Source organism: Chryseobacterium sp. JM1 (assembly GCF_000737715.1).
GTDB lineage: Bacteria > Bacteroidota > Bacteroidia > Flavobacteriales > Weeksellaceae > Chryseobacterium.
In genome coordinates this window covers 75363-91463 of sequence record NZ_JPRN01000007.1, presented here as the reverse complement: position 1 = coordinate 91463, position 16101 = coordinate 75363, and the positions used below count along the sequence as shown (strand labels likewise).

General features: G+C 40.0%; 18 protein-coding genes. 14 read left to right on the top strand and 4 right to left on the bottom strand.

Annotated elements, in window-relative coordinates:
• A complete protein-coding gene (locus IW22_RS13480; protein WP_026706465.1) occupies nt 1-306 on the bottom strand; it encodes a DUF4134 domain-containing protein in 306 nt (101 codons plus the stop codon).
• A 99-nt stretch (nt 307-405) separates the two neighbouring features.
• Here IW22_RS13480 and IW22_RS13475 point away from each other — a divergent pair, with 99 nt between their 5' ends.
• The 3 genes from IW22_RS13475 to IW22_RS13465 all read left to right on the top strand — a co-directional run bounded on the left by IW22_RS13475 (nt 406) and on the right by IW22_RS13465 (nt 3862).
• Nucleotides 406-807: a hypothetical protein gene (locus IW22_RS13475; RefSeq protein ID WP_228384046.1), complete on the top strand. Its 402-nt coding sequence runs from the start codon at nt 406-408 to the stop codon at nt 805-807.
• Between the two features lie 85 nt (nt 808-892).
• Nucleotides 893-3064, top strand: coding sequence for a TonB-dependent receptor (locus IW22_RS13470; protein WP_026706463.1), 2172 nt, complete (start codon nt 893-895; stop codon nt 3062-3064).
• A 3-nt stretch (nt 3065-3067) separates the two neighbouring features.
• Nucleotides 3068-3862, top strand: a complete 795-nt coding sequence (locus tag IW22_RS13465; RefSeq protein ID WP_026706462.1) for a cation transporter — start codon at nt 3068-3070, stop codon at nt 3860-3862.
• A 60-nt stretch (nt 3863-3922) separates the two neighbouring features.
• Here IW22_RS13465 and IW22_RS13460 read toward each other — a convergent pair whose 3' ends face one another.
• The 3 genes from IW22_RS13460 to IW22_RS13450 are packed head-to-tail and all read right to left on the bottom strand — an operon-like array spanning nt 3923 to nt 5746.
• The gene (locus IW22_RS13460; protein WP_034727198.1) at nt 3923-4558 is read right to left on the bottom strand and encodes a hypothetical protein; all 636 of its coding nucleotides are present in this window, start codon (nt 4556-4558) and stop codon (nt 3923-3925) included.
• Between the two features lie 3 nt (nt 4559-4561).
• Nucleotides 4562-4966 (bottom strand): DUF3408 domain-containing protein, encoded by a 405-nt coding sequence (locus IW22_RS13455; RefSeq protein ID WP_034727195.1) that lies wholly within the window; start codon nt 4964-4966, stop codon nt 4562-4564.
• A gap of 12 nt (nt 4967-4978) precedes the next feature.
• Nucleotides 4979-5746 (bottom strand): ParA family protein, encoded by a 768-nt coding sequence (locus IW22_RS13450; protein ID WP_034727193.1) that lies wholly within the window; start codon nt 5744-5746, stop codon nt 4979-4981.
• Between the two features lie 700 nt (nt 5747-6446).
• Here IW22_RS13450 and mobA point away from each other — a divergent pair.
• The 11 genes from mobA to IW22_RS13395 all read left to right on the top strand — a co-directional run bounded on the left by mobA (nt 6447) and on the right by IW22_RS13395 (nt 16097).
• Complete coding sequence (gene mobA / locus IW22_RS13445; protein ID WP_034727191.1) at nt 6447-6878, top strand: conjugal transfer protein MobA; 432 nt, start codon at nt 6447-6449, stop codon at nt 6876-6878.
• A gap of 8 nt (nt 6879-6886) precedes the next feature.
• On the top strand, nt 6887-8167 hold the full coding sequence (gene mobB / locus IW22_RS13440; RefSeq protein ID WP_034727188.1) for a conjugal transfer protein MobB: 1281 nt from the start codon (nt 6887-6889) through the stop codon (nt 8165-8167).
• Nucleotides 8168-8295: 128 nt separating this feature from the next.
• On the top strand, nt 8296-8670 hold the full coding sequence (locus IW22_RS13435; RefSeq protein ID WP_002978466.1) for an ArsR/SmtB family transcription factor: 375 nt from the start codon (nt 8296-8298) through the stop codon (nt 8668-8670).
• The gene (gene merTP, locus IW22_RS13430) at nt 8667-9260 is read left to right on the top strand and encodes a mercuric transport protein MerTP (RefSeq protein ID WP_002978464.1); all 594 of its coding nucleotides are present in this window, start codon (nt 8667-8669) and stop codon (nt 9258-9260) included. The genes IW22_RS13435 and merTP overlap by 4 nt, the downstream gene beginning before the upstream one ends.
• A gap of 6 nt (nt 9261-9266) precedes the next feature.
• Nucleotides 9267-9473, top strand: a complete 207-nt coding sequence (locus IW22_RS24645; protein WP_002996045.1) for a GDCCVxC domain-containing (seleno)protein — start codon at nt 9267-9269, stop codon at nt 9471-9473.
• A 197-nt stretch (nt 9474-9670) separates the two neighbouring features.
• Nucleotides 9671-11671 carry a conjugal transfer protein MobC gene (gene mobC / locus IW22_RS13420; RefSeq protein ID WP_034727185.1) on the top strand — a complete coding sequence of 667 codons (2001 nt, stop codon included), beginning with the start codon at nt 9671-9673 and terminating at the stop codon, nt 11669-11671.
• 336 nt (nt 11672-12007) lie between these two features.
• Nucleotides 12008-12604, top strand: a complete 597-nt coding sequence (locus IW22_RS13415) for a superoxide dismutase (protein WP_034727182.1) — start codon at nt 12008-12010, stop codon at nt 12602-12604.
• Entirely contained in the window at nt 12605-13069 is a 465-nt protein-coding gene (locus IW22_RS13410) for a tetratricopeptide repeat protein (RefSeq protein WP_034727180.1), read from the top strand.
• Nucleotides 13070-13074: 5 nt separating this feature from the next.
• Nucleotides 13075-13701, top strand: coding sequence for a peroxiredoxin (locus IW22_RS13405; protein ID WP_051891231.1), 627 nt, complete (start codon nt 13075-13077; stop codon nt 13699-13701).
• Nucleotides 13691-15133: a leucyl aminopeptidase family protein gene (locus IW22_RS13400; protein ID WP_034727178.1), complete on the top strand. Its 1443-nt coding sequence runs from the start codon at nt 13691-13693 to the stop codon at nt 15131-15133. Before IW22_RS13405 ends, IW22_RS13400 begins: the two co-directional genes overlap by 11 nt.
• Nucleotides 15126-16097 (top strand): ribonucleoside-diphosphate reductase small subunit, encoded by a 972-nt coding sequence (locus IW22_RS13395; RefSeq protein ID WP_034727177.1) that lies wholly within the window; start codon nt 15126-15128, stop codon nt 16095-16097. The genes IW22_RS13400 and IW22_RS13395 overlap by 8 nt, the downstream gene beginning before the upstream one ends.
• Nucleotides 16098-16101 lie beyond the last annotated feature (4 nt).

The window sequence follows — 16101 nt, the reverse complement described above, 5'->3', positions numbered from 1 at the left end:
TTAAAGAAAGAATGAACGCAGGATGGTAGCTGCCACGATTAAAAAGATACACGCACCAAACCAGCTTGCCGCAGTTTTGGATGTATCGGGGTCGCCCGAACTGAATTTGTTGTACACCTTAACGCCTCCGATTAACCCGACTACTGCACCTATGGCGTAGATTAATTGGGTTGCGGGGTCGAAATAAGACGTTACCATTTGGGTAGCCTCGTTGATACCTGCTGTACCGTTTCCCTGTGCGAAAGCACCAATTCCTGACAGCATAGCCACGGCTGCCAGCAAAACTTTTTTTCTCTGTTTTTCCATAACTGAAACACATTAATTTGTTATTGTTATCCCGCACCTTGCGGGCTTTCGGGACAAAGGTGTTTCAGAAATTAGAGCGTTATAAGAAAGTGGCAGTCAGTGGAATTGTTTGGCGGTGGGTGGCGTTATAGAGATGAAAAAAAGAGGATATATATTTATTGGACAATGTTTATTTACTATCTTCGCAAAATGAAATTTATATCTTTAATATTAGCCGTTTATGTATTGCTGTTATCAGCAGTACCGACTTTTATTGAGGATAAATGTATGCAGGAGCATACAACCGAGCAAGGACAAAACGGACAGGAAGACCAAGATTGCAATAAGGGTTGTTGTTCGCCATTTTTTAGCTGTAATACCTGTACGGGATTTGTTTTAATTACTTTTCATTTTTCGGTTACACATTCAGTAAAAGAACCGCAAAGAAAATTAGGAACAATGCCAACACCGCCTGTTTCTGATTTTCCCTTTTCCGTTTGGCATCCCCCACAGCTTGTTTAATATCTAGTGCTTTCAGCACAGTTTATTTCCTGCGGTGCTTAGCACCGCTATAATCCATTTATTCATATTAAGCATCATTTTTACAATGAAAAAAATACTTATTGTGTCATTTTTTATGGCACTAAACCTTTGTGTATATGCACAAAATACGTTCAAAGCTGTAATTAAAGACAGTGAAAAAAAAGAGCTTTTAATGGGCGTAACCGCACAGGTTACGGGAACTACAATCGCAACAACTTCAGATGAAAACGGACAAATCATATTAACAGGTATTCCAAACGGTTTGCAGGAAATTCAATTTAGTTATGTTGGTTTTGCCCAACGTACCGACAGCTTTAATTTTCCGTTAAAAGATACAACCCCGATTGAAATCCTACTTTCTGAACAATCGGAAGATTTGGAAGAAATCGTTATTTCATCAACAAGAAGTACAAGAACTATCCAAAATATCCCTACAAGAATTGAATTTATCGGAGGTGAAGAATTGGACGAAAAAGGCAATATGAAAGCAGGGGATATTCGTATGCTTTTGAGTGAGAGTACAGGTATTCATGTACAAACCACATCGCCCACAAGTGCCAACGCAAGTATTCGTATTCAAGGGCTTGACGGACGATATACGCAAATCTTAAAAGACGGTTTCCCGATTTATTCGGGTGCTTCAAGTGGGTTAGGTTTGTTGCAAATCCCACCCCTTGACTTAAAGCAGGTGGAAGTTATCAAAGGTTCAACTTCCACGCTGTATGGTGGTGGAGCAATAGCAGGTCTGGTCAATCTGATTTCCAAAACACCAACGGAAGAAAGGGATTTACGCTTTCATTTAAACGGAACATCGGGCAGAGGTTTAGACATCAACGGTTTTTACGGACAGAAGTTTAAGAAAATCGGAACGACAATATTTGCTTCGCACAATCGCAACGGAGCTTACGACCCTGCACAAATCGGGCTTTCTGCCATTCCCCAATTTGAAAGGTATGTACTGAACCCTAAATTATTTGTTTACTTCAATGATAAAACAAAAATGAACTTTGGTATCAATACCACCATTGAAAACCGTTTGGGTGGCGATATGCTCTACATCAAAGGCAAAGGAGATAACACCCATCAATATTTTGAAGAAAACAAAACACAGCGTTATTCCACTCAATTTGTTTTTGACCATACTGTAAACGAAAACAGTTTTGTACAATTCAAAAACAGCGTAAGTTATTTTAACCGCAATACGGCTATTCCGAATTACGAATTTGAGGGAACGCAGACCGCTACTTTTACGGAAGCAAGCTATACGCACAGCAAAGAAAAATCGGAATGGGTAACAGGCGTTAATATTTGGACTGATAATTTTAAAGAAAAACAGATTACTGCATTTCCGTTGAGGGATTATACTCATACCACATTCGGGGCTTTCGTTCAAAATTCTTTTAAGGCTACCGATTGGCTTCAATTGGAAGCAGGTTTAAGGACGGATTATGTGATTGATTATGGAGCTGTTTTTTTGCCAAGAGTATCGGCATTGTTTAAGATTGCAAATGGATTGACTTCACGTGTCGGGGGCGGATTTGGCTACAAAACACCAACCATTTTTACCGAAGAAAGCGAACGCATACAATATCAAAACGTAATGCCTATTAACGATAAAACCAATAAATTAGAAAGGAGCTACGGAGCAAATGCAGACATCAACTACCGTACTAATATAGGCGATGATTGGACATTCAGCATAAACCAATTGTTTTTTTATACTTATCTGGATAATCCTTTGTTGCTTCAAAATCCATCTGCTAATCTTTATCAGTTCATCAATTCATCGGGCTACATACATACTAAAGGAACAGAAACCAACGTAAAAATAGGATATGATGATTTGAAACTGTTTCTGGGCTACACCTTTACCGATACCCGATTGATTGAAAACGGAACAACTACCGAAAATCCATTAACCCCAAAACACCGTATTAACTCTGTACTGATGTATGAAATTGAGGATAAATGGAAGATTGGTTTAGAAGCCTATTATTTCAGTCCGCAAAAGCTCAATGACGGAACAATAGGAAACGATTATTGGACATGTGGCTTTATGGCTGAAAAGATTTGGGAAAGATTTTCTTTATATATCAACTTTGAAAACTTCCTTGATACAAGACAGACACGTTTTGATAACATTTATACAGGTACTATAACCAACCCTGTTTTTAAAGATATTTATGCACCATTGGACGGATTTGTAATTAACGGAGGAATAAAATTTAAACTTTAAAAGATGAACAAAACAATATTCAATATTACAAAAATGGATTGCCCAAGTGAGGAGCAGTTAATCCGTATGAAACTGCAAAACTTTGATACGGTAAAATCATTAGAGTTTGATATTCCAAACAGAAAGCTGAACGTTTATCACAATGGAAATCCCGACCCGATTTTAACGGCTTTGGGAACACTAAACCTGAATACTACATTGATTTCAACTGAAGAAAGCAATGCAATTTTTGAAACAGATACAAATAATAACCAACGGAAACTACTTTGGACTGTACTGATTATTAATTTCGTTTTCTTTGGATTGGAAATGGTGTTTGGCATTTTTTCCAATTCAATGGGTTTGGTAGCTGATAGTTTGGATATGCTTGCGGACAGTATCGTTTATGCTTTGGCTTTATTCGCTGTGGGTGGAACAATAGCAAGGAAAAACAACATCGCCAAATTTGCAGGGTACTTTCAAATCCTATTGGCTGTTATTGGTTTTGTTGAAGTTATCAGGCGTTTTTTAGGCTTTGAAAAAATGCCCGATTTTCAAACTATGATTATCGTTTCTGTTTTGGCACTAATGGCAAATATATTTTGTCTTTACCTGTTGCAAAAGAACAAAAGCAAAGAAGCCCACATACAGGCAACTATGATTTTTACATCAAACGATGTTATTATCAATTCGGGTGTTATCGTTGCAGGGCTTTTGGTTCATTGGCTCAATTCAAGCTATCCCGATTTGATTATCGGAGCTATTGTATTCTTAGTTGTGGCAAGGGGGGCATACAGAATATTGAAGTTGGCGAAATGAGTGAGAAAAAATTGAGCCTGAAAAACTAAATTTCAGGCTCATTTAAAATCTTCTATTTTTTTACACAAACTCCCCAATGTCAAAATCACTCAAATCACTTTTCCGCAAAGTGGAAGAACCGGCTTCCGTTTCAGATGAAAGGGTGCTATCCAAAAGCTCGGCTATTTTTCGGGAAGCATCTTCCATGGAATTTTCCAATAGGTTGAATAACTCAGTTCCCTGTATTTTTTGAACTATCGCTATCGCTGTTTCCTTTTGGGCTGGTTCCAATTCTTCTTTTTGGAGCAACACCCCCACGGAGCTTAGTTCTTCAAAGGTAACCCCTTGGGCAAAACCGTTATCACCACCGGATATTCCGTACCTGTTCCATTCTTCTTCCTCTTCATCCAAATCAGGCATATTTCTGAAAACTTCGTCCAGCTCTTCCTGCGGAATTTGAACACTTACGTTTTCATTTTCGTCGTACTCAATGTCTAAATTAGCAGGGTTTATTTCGTTTTCCTGAATTTGGCGTTCAGTGGCAGTGTTTGGCAGGGAAAGGCGTTCTACAGGTTTGGGCTGTCCCATAATATCGGGTAAGTTCGGGTTGACTTTTTTATGCGGAGGGTCTTGTTTCGACCTTTTATGAATTACAATTTTATCCTGCAATAGCAGGACAATGACTATGAGTAGGCATATCACAATTACTATTTCCATAGCTTATAGAATAGGTTTAAAATGTTCGTTGAAATAATCGGTAATATCTTCACGGTACTCCCTGAAATGATGTTCGAGAATGTTGTCAATGTAAGAGTAGAGCGTTGTTCTTTCTTCCCTTGTCAGTTGAACGATGCGGAGCAATCTTTCGTGGTATTCAGGGCGTATGTAAACGACCTTGCCGTTACGCCCCGATGGAAACCGATTGACCAAAAACGTTTCCTCATAGTCCACTTTTTTTGATGAACTGTTACGGGCTTTTTCCCTTGGCTTGGTTTCCTTTGGTACATCCTGCTTTTTGTTATTGCTCGGTGGAGCTACAAGCTCATCGCCGCTTATGATGTTCATAAGGTATTCCTCATCAACATTGGGCTTTTCAAAATCGTTGTTTTTGTTATTTGAAGCCATACTTTACTGTTTTTATAGATGAGTGATTTTTAAAAATTCCTCGACAAACAAATCCATTTTCGTTGCTTTCATCAACTGTGGTTCAGCAGGCAGCAAACTTGATCGGAACACATAACTGCCTGTGTCGTCTGTTTCCTTTCGGAAACGTTTGCTGTCCATTATCCTTGTTTCCATTATGGGCAGATTCAGTGCATTGATGACATTTTGGTATGCCGCGTACAATCCTGTTCTTTCCCTCCCGTCCACTTGGTTCCAAAATAGCCACATCTCTTGTTCGGGATTTCCCTCGTCCGTTTGGGGAAGTCCGAGAAAGGCCTTGGTAAAGCCCAATGTACTTTCCACTACCAAACGATCGGCAGTAATGGGCGAAAAGATAAAGTCCATTTTTTTCAAGGTAGTCAGTACGCCTTTGGTATTGGCTGTTCCGGGCAGATCGAAGAAAACCACATCCGGTTCAACCGCCGACTGGCTTGTATATTCCGATGCTTTATCCAAAGCCGTTTCAGCCTTGCATTTAATAATCGGGTACGCTTTTTTGTTGATGGTTTGAAACTGCTTCATTGCTGCCTTTTTATGGTAGTCGTTCTGCATTATGGTTCTCTTATCCCTTTCACGCATATTTGTCAGGCTGTGTTGTGGAAAGTCGCAGTCCATCACCAGTACATTAAAACCTAAACGGTAATGAAGCACACTTGCCAGCAAGGTGGTCATCGTGGATTTTCCCACACCGCCCTTTTGGGTGGAGAAGCTGATTTTTAAAGTTTTCTTTGTTGTTTCCATTATTTAAAAATTTATTGTTACACACTTTATCTGTTTTGTAGGATTGAATATTGGTTTATCTGATTATTACCTCGTTCATATATTCCTGCATTCCCTTTTGGGTGCTTTCCTGCACAGGTATTTGCTTTCATTTTTGCCTTGTTAGGTACATTCTTTGGCAAGTGGAAAAACTTGCAACAGGTAAATTGCTTTACCGCTTTTATGCTTTTACACTTTTATTGTTTTATGCTTTTAAAACCTTATGCTTTTATTCCAAACTATCTGTTTGCAAACCTGATTTTCTTCTTTGTTTAGATACATTTTTTACTACCTGCACTAAAATTCTACGGCAAATAAAGCGATTGATTTAACCGCTGATTGAGCTGTGGCAGTGTTTGGCGTTCAAAGGCAGTGTTTGGTACTGCTATACAGTACAATGCTTTCGTAAACAGGGCTTTACTTTGTAAAATGATTTTTATTAACGGATTTATGCAAAAGTCTTTTGACAAAATGGAGGGTAACGGGAACGGCTTCTATCCGTTTTTCCCTGTTACATCCAATCCGTCCCGCAGGGCGGATTTTTGTGTTCAACAGAACACGGCAAGTTGTGTTTTGAGGCACTCGAAACCGAGTTAGTGCCTCAAAACAACTTGCCCTGCTGGGAGCTTAAAAAACGTCTTCCGAAGTCAGCGTTTTGTGTGGATTTAAAAATGGATTAGTGATGAACGAGAACAATAACAAAAAACAGAATAAGGGCGGACGGAGAGCTAAGACCGACCCAAGCATCCATCGCCACGTTTTCCGCCTTACAGACGAAGAAAACGCCAAACTTTTATCGCTTTTTGAAGCATCGGGAATGCCCAATAAAGCAAAGTTTATTATTTCCCTGCTGTTTAGTAAGGAAATGAAATCGGTTAAAATTGACAAAGGAACAGTTGATTTTTATATGCGACTGACTTCTTTTCACAGCCAGTTTCGCTCCATAGGTGTAAACTATAACCAGATTGTAAAGCTGTTGTACAAGAATTTTTCGGAGAAAAAAGCCGCAGCGTTCCTTTACAAATTGGAAAAACAAACGGCTGAAATGGCGATGCTATGCCAAAAAATCATTCAGATAACCGAAGAATTTGAAGCAAAGAACCTGAAAAAATAGCAGTACAGATGATAGCAAAGATTGGCAGAAGCGGGAATTTATACGGTGCATTGGCGTACAATCAGCTCAAAGTAGAGAATGAAAACGGGAAAATTCTGTTCGCAAATAAGATAATCGAAACGCCAACTGGAGCATATACTGTTGCACAATTAGCACAATCTTTTGCACCTTACCTGATTGCCAACCGCAATACGGAAAAGCATACGTTGCATATTTCGCTCAATCCCGACCCGAAAGATAAGGTTAGCGATGACAGGTTTCGGCAAATGGCGGAAGAATATATGCGGGAAATGGGCTACGGCGAACAGCCTTTTGTGGTATTCAAACATACCGATATCGACCGCAGCCATATACACATTGTATCGGTTTGCGTGGACGAGCAGGGCAAAAAGATTTCGGACAAATTCGAGAAAATGCGGTCTATGAATGTGTGCCGTGAACTGGAAAGACAACACGGCTTGATACCCGCAACCGATAAAGAACACAAGCAGAACGACAAGATTTTCCGTCCGGTAGATTATCGGGCAGGCGATGTGAAAAGCCAAATCGCTTCGGTTGTCCGCCACCTACCGAATTATTATAAGTTTCAGACTTTGGGCGAATACAATGCCTTGCTTTCCCTGTTTAATGTTACCACCGAAAAAGTGGAGGGCGAATTGCAGGGAAAAATGCGGCAAGGCTTATTATATATTCCTTTAAACGAGAAAGGCGAAAGAGCCGGGCATCCGTTCAAGGCTTCGTTGTTTGGTAAAAATGCAGGGCTTCCGGCTTTGGAACTGCATTTTGCAAAATGCAAAGAGGATTTAAAAGACCACCCAAGTAAGCAGACCCTAAAAGCTGCAATTTCTATTGCTCTGAAATCCACAAATGATGAGCAGGCTTTTAAAAAGCAGTTGAGTGAACAGGGCATTAATGTAGTGGTCCGCCGGAACGATACAGGTCGTATTTATGGTATCACTTTCATAGACCACAATTCAAAGGCGGTTTGGAACGGTTCACGCTTAGCAAAGGAACTTTCTGCCAATACCTTTAATGATTATTGGAACAATAATATCAAACCGGAGATTAAAGAACCTGTCGTACAACTTCCAAAAACATCCACATCAAATGATGCAGATCTTCCTGCGGAAGAACCTCATCATTTGTTCGACTTCCTGAATACTACTGAAAAAAACGAAGACGGTTTGATTGAGGCATTTGGCGGTTTGTTACCCGAAGCACAGGGCGATGATTACGAGGAACAGGATTTTGCTAACAAAATGAAGAAGAAAAAAAAAAGAAGACTGTAAGAGGTCAGATTTTGGAATTAAAAATCTGTTTTTAAAAAGATTTATTGAGCTGTCACTTTATAATTCTGAAAGAATTTGAGTTGTATTTAAGTAATTGCTTAAATAAACAAATTGACTATCTTTGTGCTATGGACAATAATTCTTGCATACGACAACAAGCAGACATTAAACAAATAAACCGCTGTAAAGACCGAGTTTCAGAACTCAACGGTTCTTTTGACTATTTATCGAACGGACTTGAATTAGCGGGAAACAATGTAAGACTGAAAATACTCTTTCTACTTTATGAAGAAAAACGACTTTGTGTTTGTGATATAAGTGATATTCTTGGTATGACAATTTCAGCGGTTTCACAACACTTGCGGAAACTCAAAGACAGAAAACTTATTGAAACCGAACGAGAAGCTCAAACTATTTTTCACTCACTGACTAAAGAGTATGAAAAAATGCTGAAACCATTTTTCAAAATACTTGACGAAAACAAAATATTAGAAACAATATGAAAACTGACAAAAAATTAATTGGTGCAGGACTTTTGACTACAATTGCAGCTTCTCTTTGTTGCATCACACCAGTATTGGCTCTTATTGCAGGAACAAGCGGTCTTGCTTCCACTTTTTCTTGGCTTGAACCTTTTCGACCCTATTTTATCGGGTTGACAATTTTGGTTCTTGGTTTTGCTTGGTATCAAAAGTTGAAACCCAAAAAGCAGATAGATTGCAATTGTGAGACAGAAGAAAAACCAAAATTCATTCAGTCAAAAATGTTTTTAGGAATTGTAACAGCATTTGCAATCGTAATGCTTGCCTTTCCATACTACTCAAGCATTTTCTACCCAAAGACAGAAAAGCAAATTATAGCGGTGGACAAATCCAATATTCAAAAAGTAGAATTTACGATTAGCGGAATGACTTGTGCAAGTTGTGGCGAACACGTAAATCACGAAGTAAATAAATTGACAGGAATAATAAGTTCAAACGCCTCATACGAAAAAGGAAACGCAATCGTGGAATTTGACAACTCAAAAACGAATATTTCTGAGGTCGAAAAAGCAATTAACTCAACAGGATATTCTGTAACCGACAAAAAATAAAACCAAATGGAAATCATATTGCAATCAACAATTACTTGCCCCAACTGCGGACACAAGAAAGAAGAAACAATGCCGACAGACGCTTGCCAATATTTCTACGAATGTGAAAAATGCAAACAAGTTCTTAAACCAAAACAAGGAGACTGTTGTGTTTATTGTAGTTACGGAAGTGTTCCTTGTCCACCAATTCAGCAGGACAAAAAATGTTGCTGACGGACAGAAAACAGAAGAGCAACTAAAAGTATTTTTTATTTGGATGCTTCATAAATGTTACGATACAAAAGGATCATAGAAGCTACAACTCTTATCACTTCGCCAAACACTGCCACGCACCGCCATTGACTGCCACATTCTTATAGCCGCTGTGTAGAGCCTTTAAATTCACGCCCGAACATTAAAACTAAAAAAGAATGCAGGGAGAAGACGATTTAAGAGGTTTAGCCAAAATAATGGCTTTTATGCGGGCAGTCAGTATTCTTTTGGTGCTGATGCACCTTTATTGGTTCTGCTACGGGTTCTTTTTAGAACGTGGTTGGACGTTGGAAATAATCAACAAGATATTAGGCAATTTCGACCGGACGGCGGGCTTGTTTTCACATACCCTTTATACCAAGGCGTTCGCTTTGGTTTTGCTTGCTTTGAGTTGTTTGGGAACGAAAGGCGTAAAGAATGAGAAGATAACCTGGGCTAAAATCTACGTGGCTTTGGGCGTTGGTTTTGTGCTGTTCTTTCTGAACACGCCGTTGTTAAAGCTATCTCCGGTAATAGGCACATTTCTGTATATCCTTACTATCTCGTTAGGTTATATTGCTTTGCTGATGGCGGGCGTATGGATGAGCCGCTTGCTTCGTACCAACTTAATGGACGATGTTTTCAACAACGAGAACGAGAGCTTTCAACAGGAAACAAAGCTGATGGAAAATGAATATTCCGTTAACCTGCCCACCAAATTTTACTACAAAGGCAAATGGAACAACGGGTGGATAAATATTGTAAATCCTTTCAGGGCATCAATCGTATTGGGTACTCCTGGTTCCGGTAAATCGTATGCTATCGTGAACAACTACATTAAGCAGCAGATTGAGAAAGGTTTCAGTATGTATATATACGATTTTAAGTTTGACGACCTTTCAACGATTGCTTACAATCACCTACTGAAGAACAGGGATAAGTATAAGGTACAGCCGAAATTCTATGTTATAAACTTTGACGACCCACGCAAGAGCCACCGTTGTAATCCACTTAATCCCGACTTTATGACGGACATATCCGATGCTTATGAAGCGGCTTATACGATAATGTTGAACCTTAACAGGTCGTGGATACAGAAGCAGGGGGATTTTTTCGTAGAAAGTCCGATTATCCTGTTAGCCGCCATTATTTGGTATCTGAAAATCTACGAAAACGGCAAGTATTGTACATTCCCACACGCTATTGAATTATTGAATAAAAAGTACTCGGATGTCTTCACTATATTAACGTCCTATCCTGATTTAGAAAATTATTTGTCACCCTTTATGGATGCGTGGCAAGGCGGAGCACAAGACCAATTACAGGGGCAGATTGCATCGGCTAAAATTCCATTATCAAGAATGATTAGCCCTCAGTTGTATTGGGTTATGACAGGCGATGATTTTTCATTGGACATCAACAACCCAAAAGAACCAAAGATATTATGTGTAGGTAACAATCCAGACCGCCAAAATATCTACTCCGCAGCTTTGGGTTTGTACAATTCCCGAATTGTAAAGCTCATCAATAAAAAAGGGCAATTGAAAAGCTCGGTAATCATCGATGAGCTGCCCACAATTTATTTTAGGGGGCTGGATAATCTCATCGCAACTGCGAGAAGTAATAAGGTGGCGGTTTGCTTGGGCTTTCAGGACTTTTCGCAATTAACGCGTGATTACGGCGATAAGGAAAGCAAGGTTATTCAGAACACTGTAGGCAATATTTTCAGTGGACAGGTTGTAGGCGAAACTGCCAAAAGCTTATCGGAACGTTTTGGAAAAGTGTTGCAGAAACGCCAAAGTATGACCATCAATCGTAATGATAAATCAACCTCCATATCCACACAATTAGACAGTCTTATCCCGGCTTCCAAAATTTCAACACTTACACAGGGTATGTTTGTTGGATCTGTATCGGATAACTTCGATGAACGCATTGATCAAAAGATTTTCCACGCTGAAATCGTAGTGGATAATGAGAAAGTAGCCGCAGAAACCAAAGCCTACCAAAATATTCCGGAAATTTTATCCTTTGTAAATGAGCAAGGCGAGAACAAAATGAAGCAAGAAATTGAAAGTAACTACCGCAATATAAAAACTGATATTCTGAACATCGTTGAAAGTGAATTGGAGCGGATTAAAAATGACCCCGATTTACAGCATTTGGTGCAAAAGGATTAACTAACAATATACATACTAAATGAAACTACAAAAGTGTAAGCCGAAGCTATAAAAACTTCGGCTTTTTGCTTTTGTATATTTCTAATGTCTAAAAACAATTTGTCTAATTATTTTGTTAGGTCATTCTAACTTATTATTTTTGCTAATCTAATTTATAGAAATTCAGACTATGGACTACGTGATAAAATTATTAGAAGAGAACCAAAGGTATCTTGAAAGACATATCAGAGATAGTAACCTTATGCAGAACAATATGAAGAAAGCTACCGAGGAATTGAGCCACGTCAGTCAATTAAAGCGGGCAATAAAAATTTTAAAACTAAAGAACAATAAGAGATGAGAATTACACAAGCATTACCGGAACTTCCGTACGACAAAAACGCACTTAACCCGATTATTACGGAGGAAACGTTTGATTACCATTACGGCAAGCACCACGCTACCTATGTCAATAACCTTTCAGGCTTGGTAAAGGACACCCCATTGGAAAGTGCATCCATTGAGGAAATTATCCAAAAAGGGTTTGCGGAAAACAACGCCCCGTTATTTAACAACGCTGCCCAGCACTGGAACCACAGTTTTTTCTGGCACTGCCTTTCTCCGAATGGCGGAAAAGCACCCGATGGGAAAATTGCAGAGTTTATAACTCGTGATTTTGGCAGTTTTGAAACGTTTAAAAACACATTTTCTGAAACAGCCGTGAAGCTATTCGGCTGCGGGTGGGCTTGGCTTGCTCAGAATGAACAGGGCATACTGGAAATAGTGCCGATGAAAGATGCACACACGCCACTGACCGAAAACAAAAAACCAATCCTTACGCTGGATGTTTGGGAGCACGCCTATTATATAGACTACCGAAATGCCCGTCCAAAGTTCGTAGAAGGATTTTGGGAAATCGTAAACTGGGATTTTGCCAATCAAAATTTAAAATAAATGAGTGATACCTGTATGAGCCACATAGAACGATATTGGCAAGCGTTAACCGTCGCCAACAATGAACTTTTTAATAAAGGAGATTTTGAAAAAGCACTATCCGGTTACAAAGATGCTCTGTACAGGGCAGAAGTACTGAATAATCATATTCCGGATTGCATCCGTTTGAAAATCCCGTTCATACAGGTGTACATCATTTCCTGCAATAACCTCGCAAACACCTATGAGGAATTGGGAAAGCTTGAAGAAGCTGAAAATATGCTCAAACGGACGGTCTATTACCTCTTGCATCTGGCAGGTAATAAAGAACTGAATATGGATGAGATACAATCGGAACTGAAAAGAGCCACCCTCAGTTACGTACGGTTTGCAGAAAAAACCAACTCCGGAAAAGTAAAGCAGGAGCAGCTATTCAGAACGCTTAAAGAACAATTAGTAGAAAACAATTTAATAAAAATAGATTAAAGATTATGTGCAATTCAGTAAAGAAATTAATGAACAATCAGCAGATGCAATTGGTACAGAAAGGGATACTATCCATTGGCGATAAGCTACCTGATTTTGTAAAGAAAGCCGTAGTGACCACCGATAACGGAATTGAAATTACGGATATTAACCAAGGGCACGCATCACAGCAGGGAAAATGGACCGTGCTGTTCTGGTGGCCAAAGGATTTTACATTCGTTTGTCCAACCGAGATCATCGAGTTCGACAACAGCAACGCAGCATTTGCAGAACGTAATGCAGTAGTAATAGGTGCATCCACCGACACCGAATTTGTCCATTTAGGATGGCGACAAAATCACCCTGGCTTGGCAAACCTTACCATTCCAATGCTGGCAGACACTTCCAAATCATTAGCTGAAGAAATGGGCATTTTGGACTGCAACGAAAAGGTAGCCTACCGTGCTACTTTCATTATAGATCCAAAAGGAATTATCCAATGGGTAAGTGCATATCCGATGAATGTAGGCAGAAATGTAAGCGAAGTAATCCGTGTATTGGATGCCTTGCAGACAGAAGAATTGACAGGTTGTGGTTGGACACCCGGACAACAAACGGTAACGGCAAAATTGAAAGAACAAAATGCAGGATAATTACTTATATATAAACTTTATACCCTACGCAAAAAAAGAAGATGTCCCCGACGAGGCTGATAACATTGTACTTATTGTAACCAAAGAGCAGGCAGACCGATTTGAATTTCAAAGCTCATTAGCACAAAATATAGACAAGGCATTCTCTGAAAACAAAACGACTGTCATTACCACACTTGGAGAACAACGAAACTTTATCGCCGTAGCACCAGACAGAGAAAAAGAAGCATTACGCTTGGCGGGAGCCTCTGTGTATGCTTCCCTAAATAAGCAACAAAGCCAGACAGCAAGGCTGCGGGGATTGGATGAGCTTACAGAAGACCAGCGATATGCTTTTCTGGAAGGAATGCTTTTGAGTAGCTACGATTTTGACAAATACAAAGCAAAGAAGAAAGTACAACCGATAGCGGTTTATATCCGCAGGCGTTCATTTCCCGAAGTCAAGATTGAAGAACTGAAAATGCTTGCAGAAGCCGTTTCGCTGACAAAAACCTTAGTGAACGAACCTGTCAACTATATGGATGCCCTGCGGTTTTCCGAGGTAGCCACCGATGTAGGAAAACAGTTCGGTTTTGAAACAGAAATCCTGCACAAAGAAAAGATACAGGAGCTGAAAATGGGTGGTTTGTTGGCAGTCAACAAAGGTTCGGAAACACCACCTACGTTCAATATTTTCCATTACAAGCCCGAAAATGCCTTTAATGAAAAGCCATTGGTATTGGTGGGCAAAGGCGTGATGTTCGATACAGGTGGTTATTCGCTAAAAATCAGTGGCAATATGCTTACAATGAAATGCGATATGGCAGGTGGAGCAGCCGTTTTAGGAACAGTGGCTGCTATTGCCGGAAACAAACTGCCTTATCACGTAATTGGTCTTGTGCCTGCCACAGACAATAAAATTTCAGCCAATGCTTTGGTGGTAGATGATGTGATTACGATGATGGACGGTACAACAGTTGAGGTGCAGAATACCGATGCCGAAGGGCGTTTGGTCTTGGCAGATGCTTTGACCTATGCCAAAAGATTTGAGCCGGAACTGGTCATTGATATGGCAACTTTAACAGGAGCTTCGGCTGCCATTACGGGTTCGTTCGGCATAGCCGTATTGGGAAACAATCAGGAGAAAATAGATGAACTAAGAGAAGTCGGCGAACAGGTTTACGAACGCCTACTACAATTGCCTCTTTGGAAAGAATACAAAGACTTATTAAAATCTTCGATTGCCGATATGAGCAATCTTGGCGGTCCGATTGGCGGAGTAAGTACATCATCTATTTTCCTTGAACATTTTACGGATTATCCGTGGGTACATCTGGACATTGCAGGAGCAGCATTTGTCAAAGAAGCTAAAGGTTACAGACAAAGCGGGGCTACTGCTGTACCTGTACGTCTGTTGTATGAATTTGTCAGAAGAATGAGCAGGAATGATTGAACCACTATTACAAGATAACAAAGACCGTTTTGTAATCTTTCCCATTCAGCACGATGACATCTGGCAGTTTTACAAAAAAGCTGAAGCCAGCTTTTGGACTGCCGAAGAGGTGGATTTGTCGCCGGATATGAATGATTGGCAAAACAAGCTGAACAAAGACGAACGCTATTTTATATCGCACGTGCTCGCATTTTTTGCAGCAAGTGACGGTATTGTGAATGAAAACCTTGCGGTCAATTTCATACAGGAAGTACAATATCCAGAAGCACGCTGCTTTTACGGCTTCCAGATTATGATAGAGAACATCCATTCAGAGATGTACTCATTATTGATTGACACCTATGTAAAAGACCCAAAGGAAAAAGATTACCTGTTACACGCTATTGAAACTATACCCTGCGTAGGAAAAAAGGCAGATTGGGCTTTACGATGGATTGAGAGCGAAAACTTTGCCGAGCGATTGATCGCTTTTGCTGCGGTGGAGGGCATTTTCTTTTCAGGTAGCTTCTGCTCCATTTTCTGGCTGAAAAAGCGGGGATTGATGCCGGGGTTGACCTTTTCCAATGAGCTTATCAGCCGTGACGAAGGATTGCATTGTGATTTTGCCTGTCTGCTCTATACCAATCATATGCAAAACAAATTGCCGGAAGCAACCGTAAGGGAAATCATCGTAGATGCGGTAGCCATTGAGAAAGAGTTTGTGACCGATGCCTTGCCCGTTCGATTGATCGGTATGAACGCAGAGCTGATGTGCCAGTACATCGAATTTGTAGCGGACAGATTGCTTGTTGCATTGGGCTGTAAAAAAGTTTGGAATGCGACCAATCCGTTCGACTTTATGGAACTCATTTCCTTGCAGGGCAAAACCAACTTCTTTGAACGCCGTGTGGGTGAATATCAGAAGACAGGCGTAGCACAGGGAGCAAAAGAAAATAACAGCTTTTCACTGGATGAGGATTTTTAACAGT

Excerpts from the sequence above, each read along its gene's own strand:
- IW22_RS13480 (WP_026706465.1), bottom strand. The coding sequence starts at position 306 with ATGGAAAAACAGAGAAAAAAAGTTTTGCTGGCAGCCGTGGCTATGCTG.
- IW22_RS13470 (WP_026706463.1), top strand. The coding sequence starts at position 893 with ATGAAAAAAATACTTATTGTGTCATTTTTTATGGCACTAAACCTTTGT.
- IW22_RS13465 (WP_026706462.1), top strand. The coding sequence starts at position 3,068 with ATGAACAAAACAATATTCAATATTACAAAAATGGATTGCCCAAGTGAG.
- IW22_RS13460 (WP_034727198.1), bottom strand. The coding sequence starts at position 4,558 with ATGGAAATAGTAATTGTGATATGCCTACTCATAGTCATTGTCCTGCTA.
- IW22_RS13455 (WP_034727195.1), bottom strand. The coding sequence starts at position 4,966 with ATGGCTTCAAATAACAAAAACAACGATTTTGAAAAGCCCAATGTTGAT.
- IW22_RS13450 (WP_034727193.1), bottom strand. The coding sequence starts at position 5,746 with ATGGAAACAACAAAGAAAACTTTAAAAATCAGCTTCTCCACCCAAAAG.
- mobA (WP_034727191.1), top strand. The coding sequence starts at position 6,447 with ATGAACGAGAACAATAACAAAAAACAGAATAAGGGCGGACGGAGAGCT.
- mobB (WP_034727188.1), top strand. The coding sequence starts at position 6,887 with ATGATAGCAAAGATTGGCAGAAGCGGGAATTTATACGGTGCATTGGCG.
- IW22_RS13435 (WP_002978466.1), top strand. The coding sequence starts at position 8,296 with ATGGACAATAATTCTTGCATACGACAACAAGCAGACATTAAACAAATA.
- merTP (WP_002978464.1), top strand. The coding sequence starts at position 8,667 with ATGAAAACTGACAAAAAATTAATTGGTGCAGGACTTTTGACTACAATT.
- IW22_RS24645 (WP_002996045.1), top strand. The coding sequence starts at position 9,267 with ATGGAAATCATATTGCAATCAACAATTACTTGCCCCAACTGCGGACAC.
- mobC (WP_034727185.1), top strand. The coding sequence starts at position 9,671 with ATGCAGGGAGAAGACGATTTAAGAGGTTTAGCCAAAATAATGGCTTTT.
- IW22_RS13415 (WP_034727182.1), top strand. The coding sequence starts at position 12,008 with ATGAGAATTACACAAGCATTACCGGAACTTCCGTACGACAAAAACGCA.
- IW22_RS13410 (WP_034727180.1), top strand. The coding sequence starts at position 12,605 with ATGAGTGATACCTGTATGAGCCACATAGAACGATATTGGCAAGCGTTA.
- IW22_RS13405 (WP_051891231.1), top strand. The coding sequence starts at position 13,075 with ATGTGCAATTCAGTAAAGAAATTAATGAACAATCAGCAGATGCAATTG.
- IW22_RS13400 (WP_034727178.1), top strand. The coding sequence starts at position 13,691 with ATGCAGGATAATTACTTATATATAAACTTTATACCCTACGCAAAAAAA.
- IW22_RS13395 (WP_034727177.1), top strand. The coding sequence starts at position 15,126 with ATGATTGAACCACTATTACAAGATAACAAAGACCGTTTTGTAATCTTT.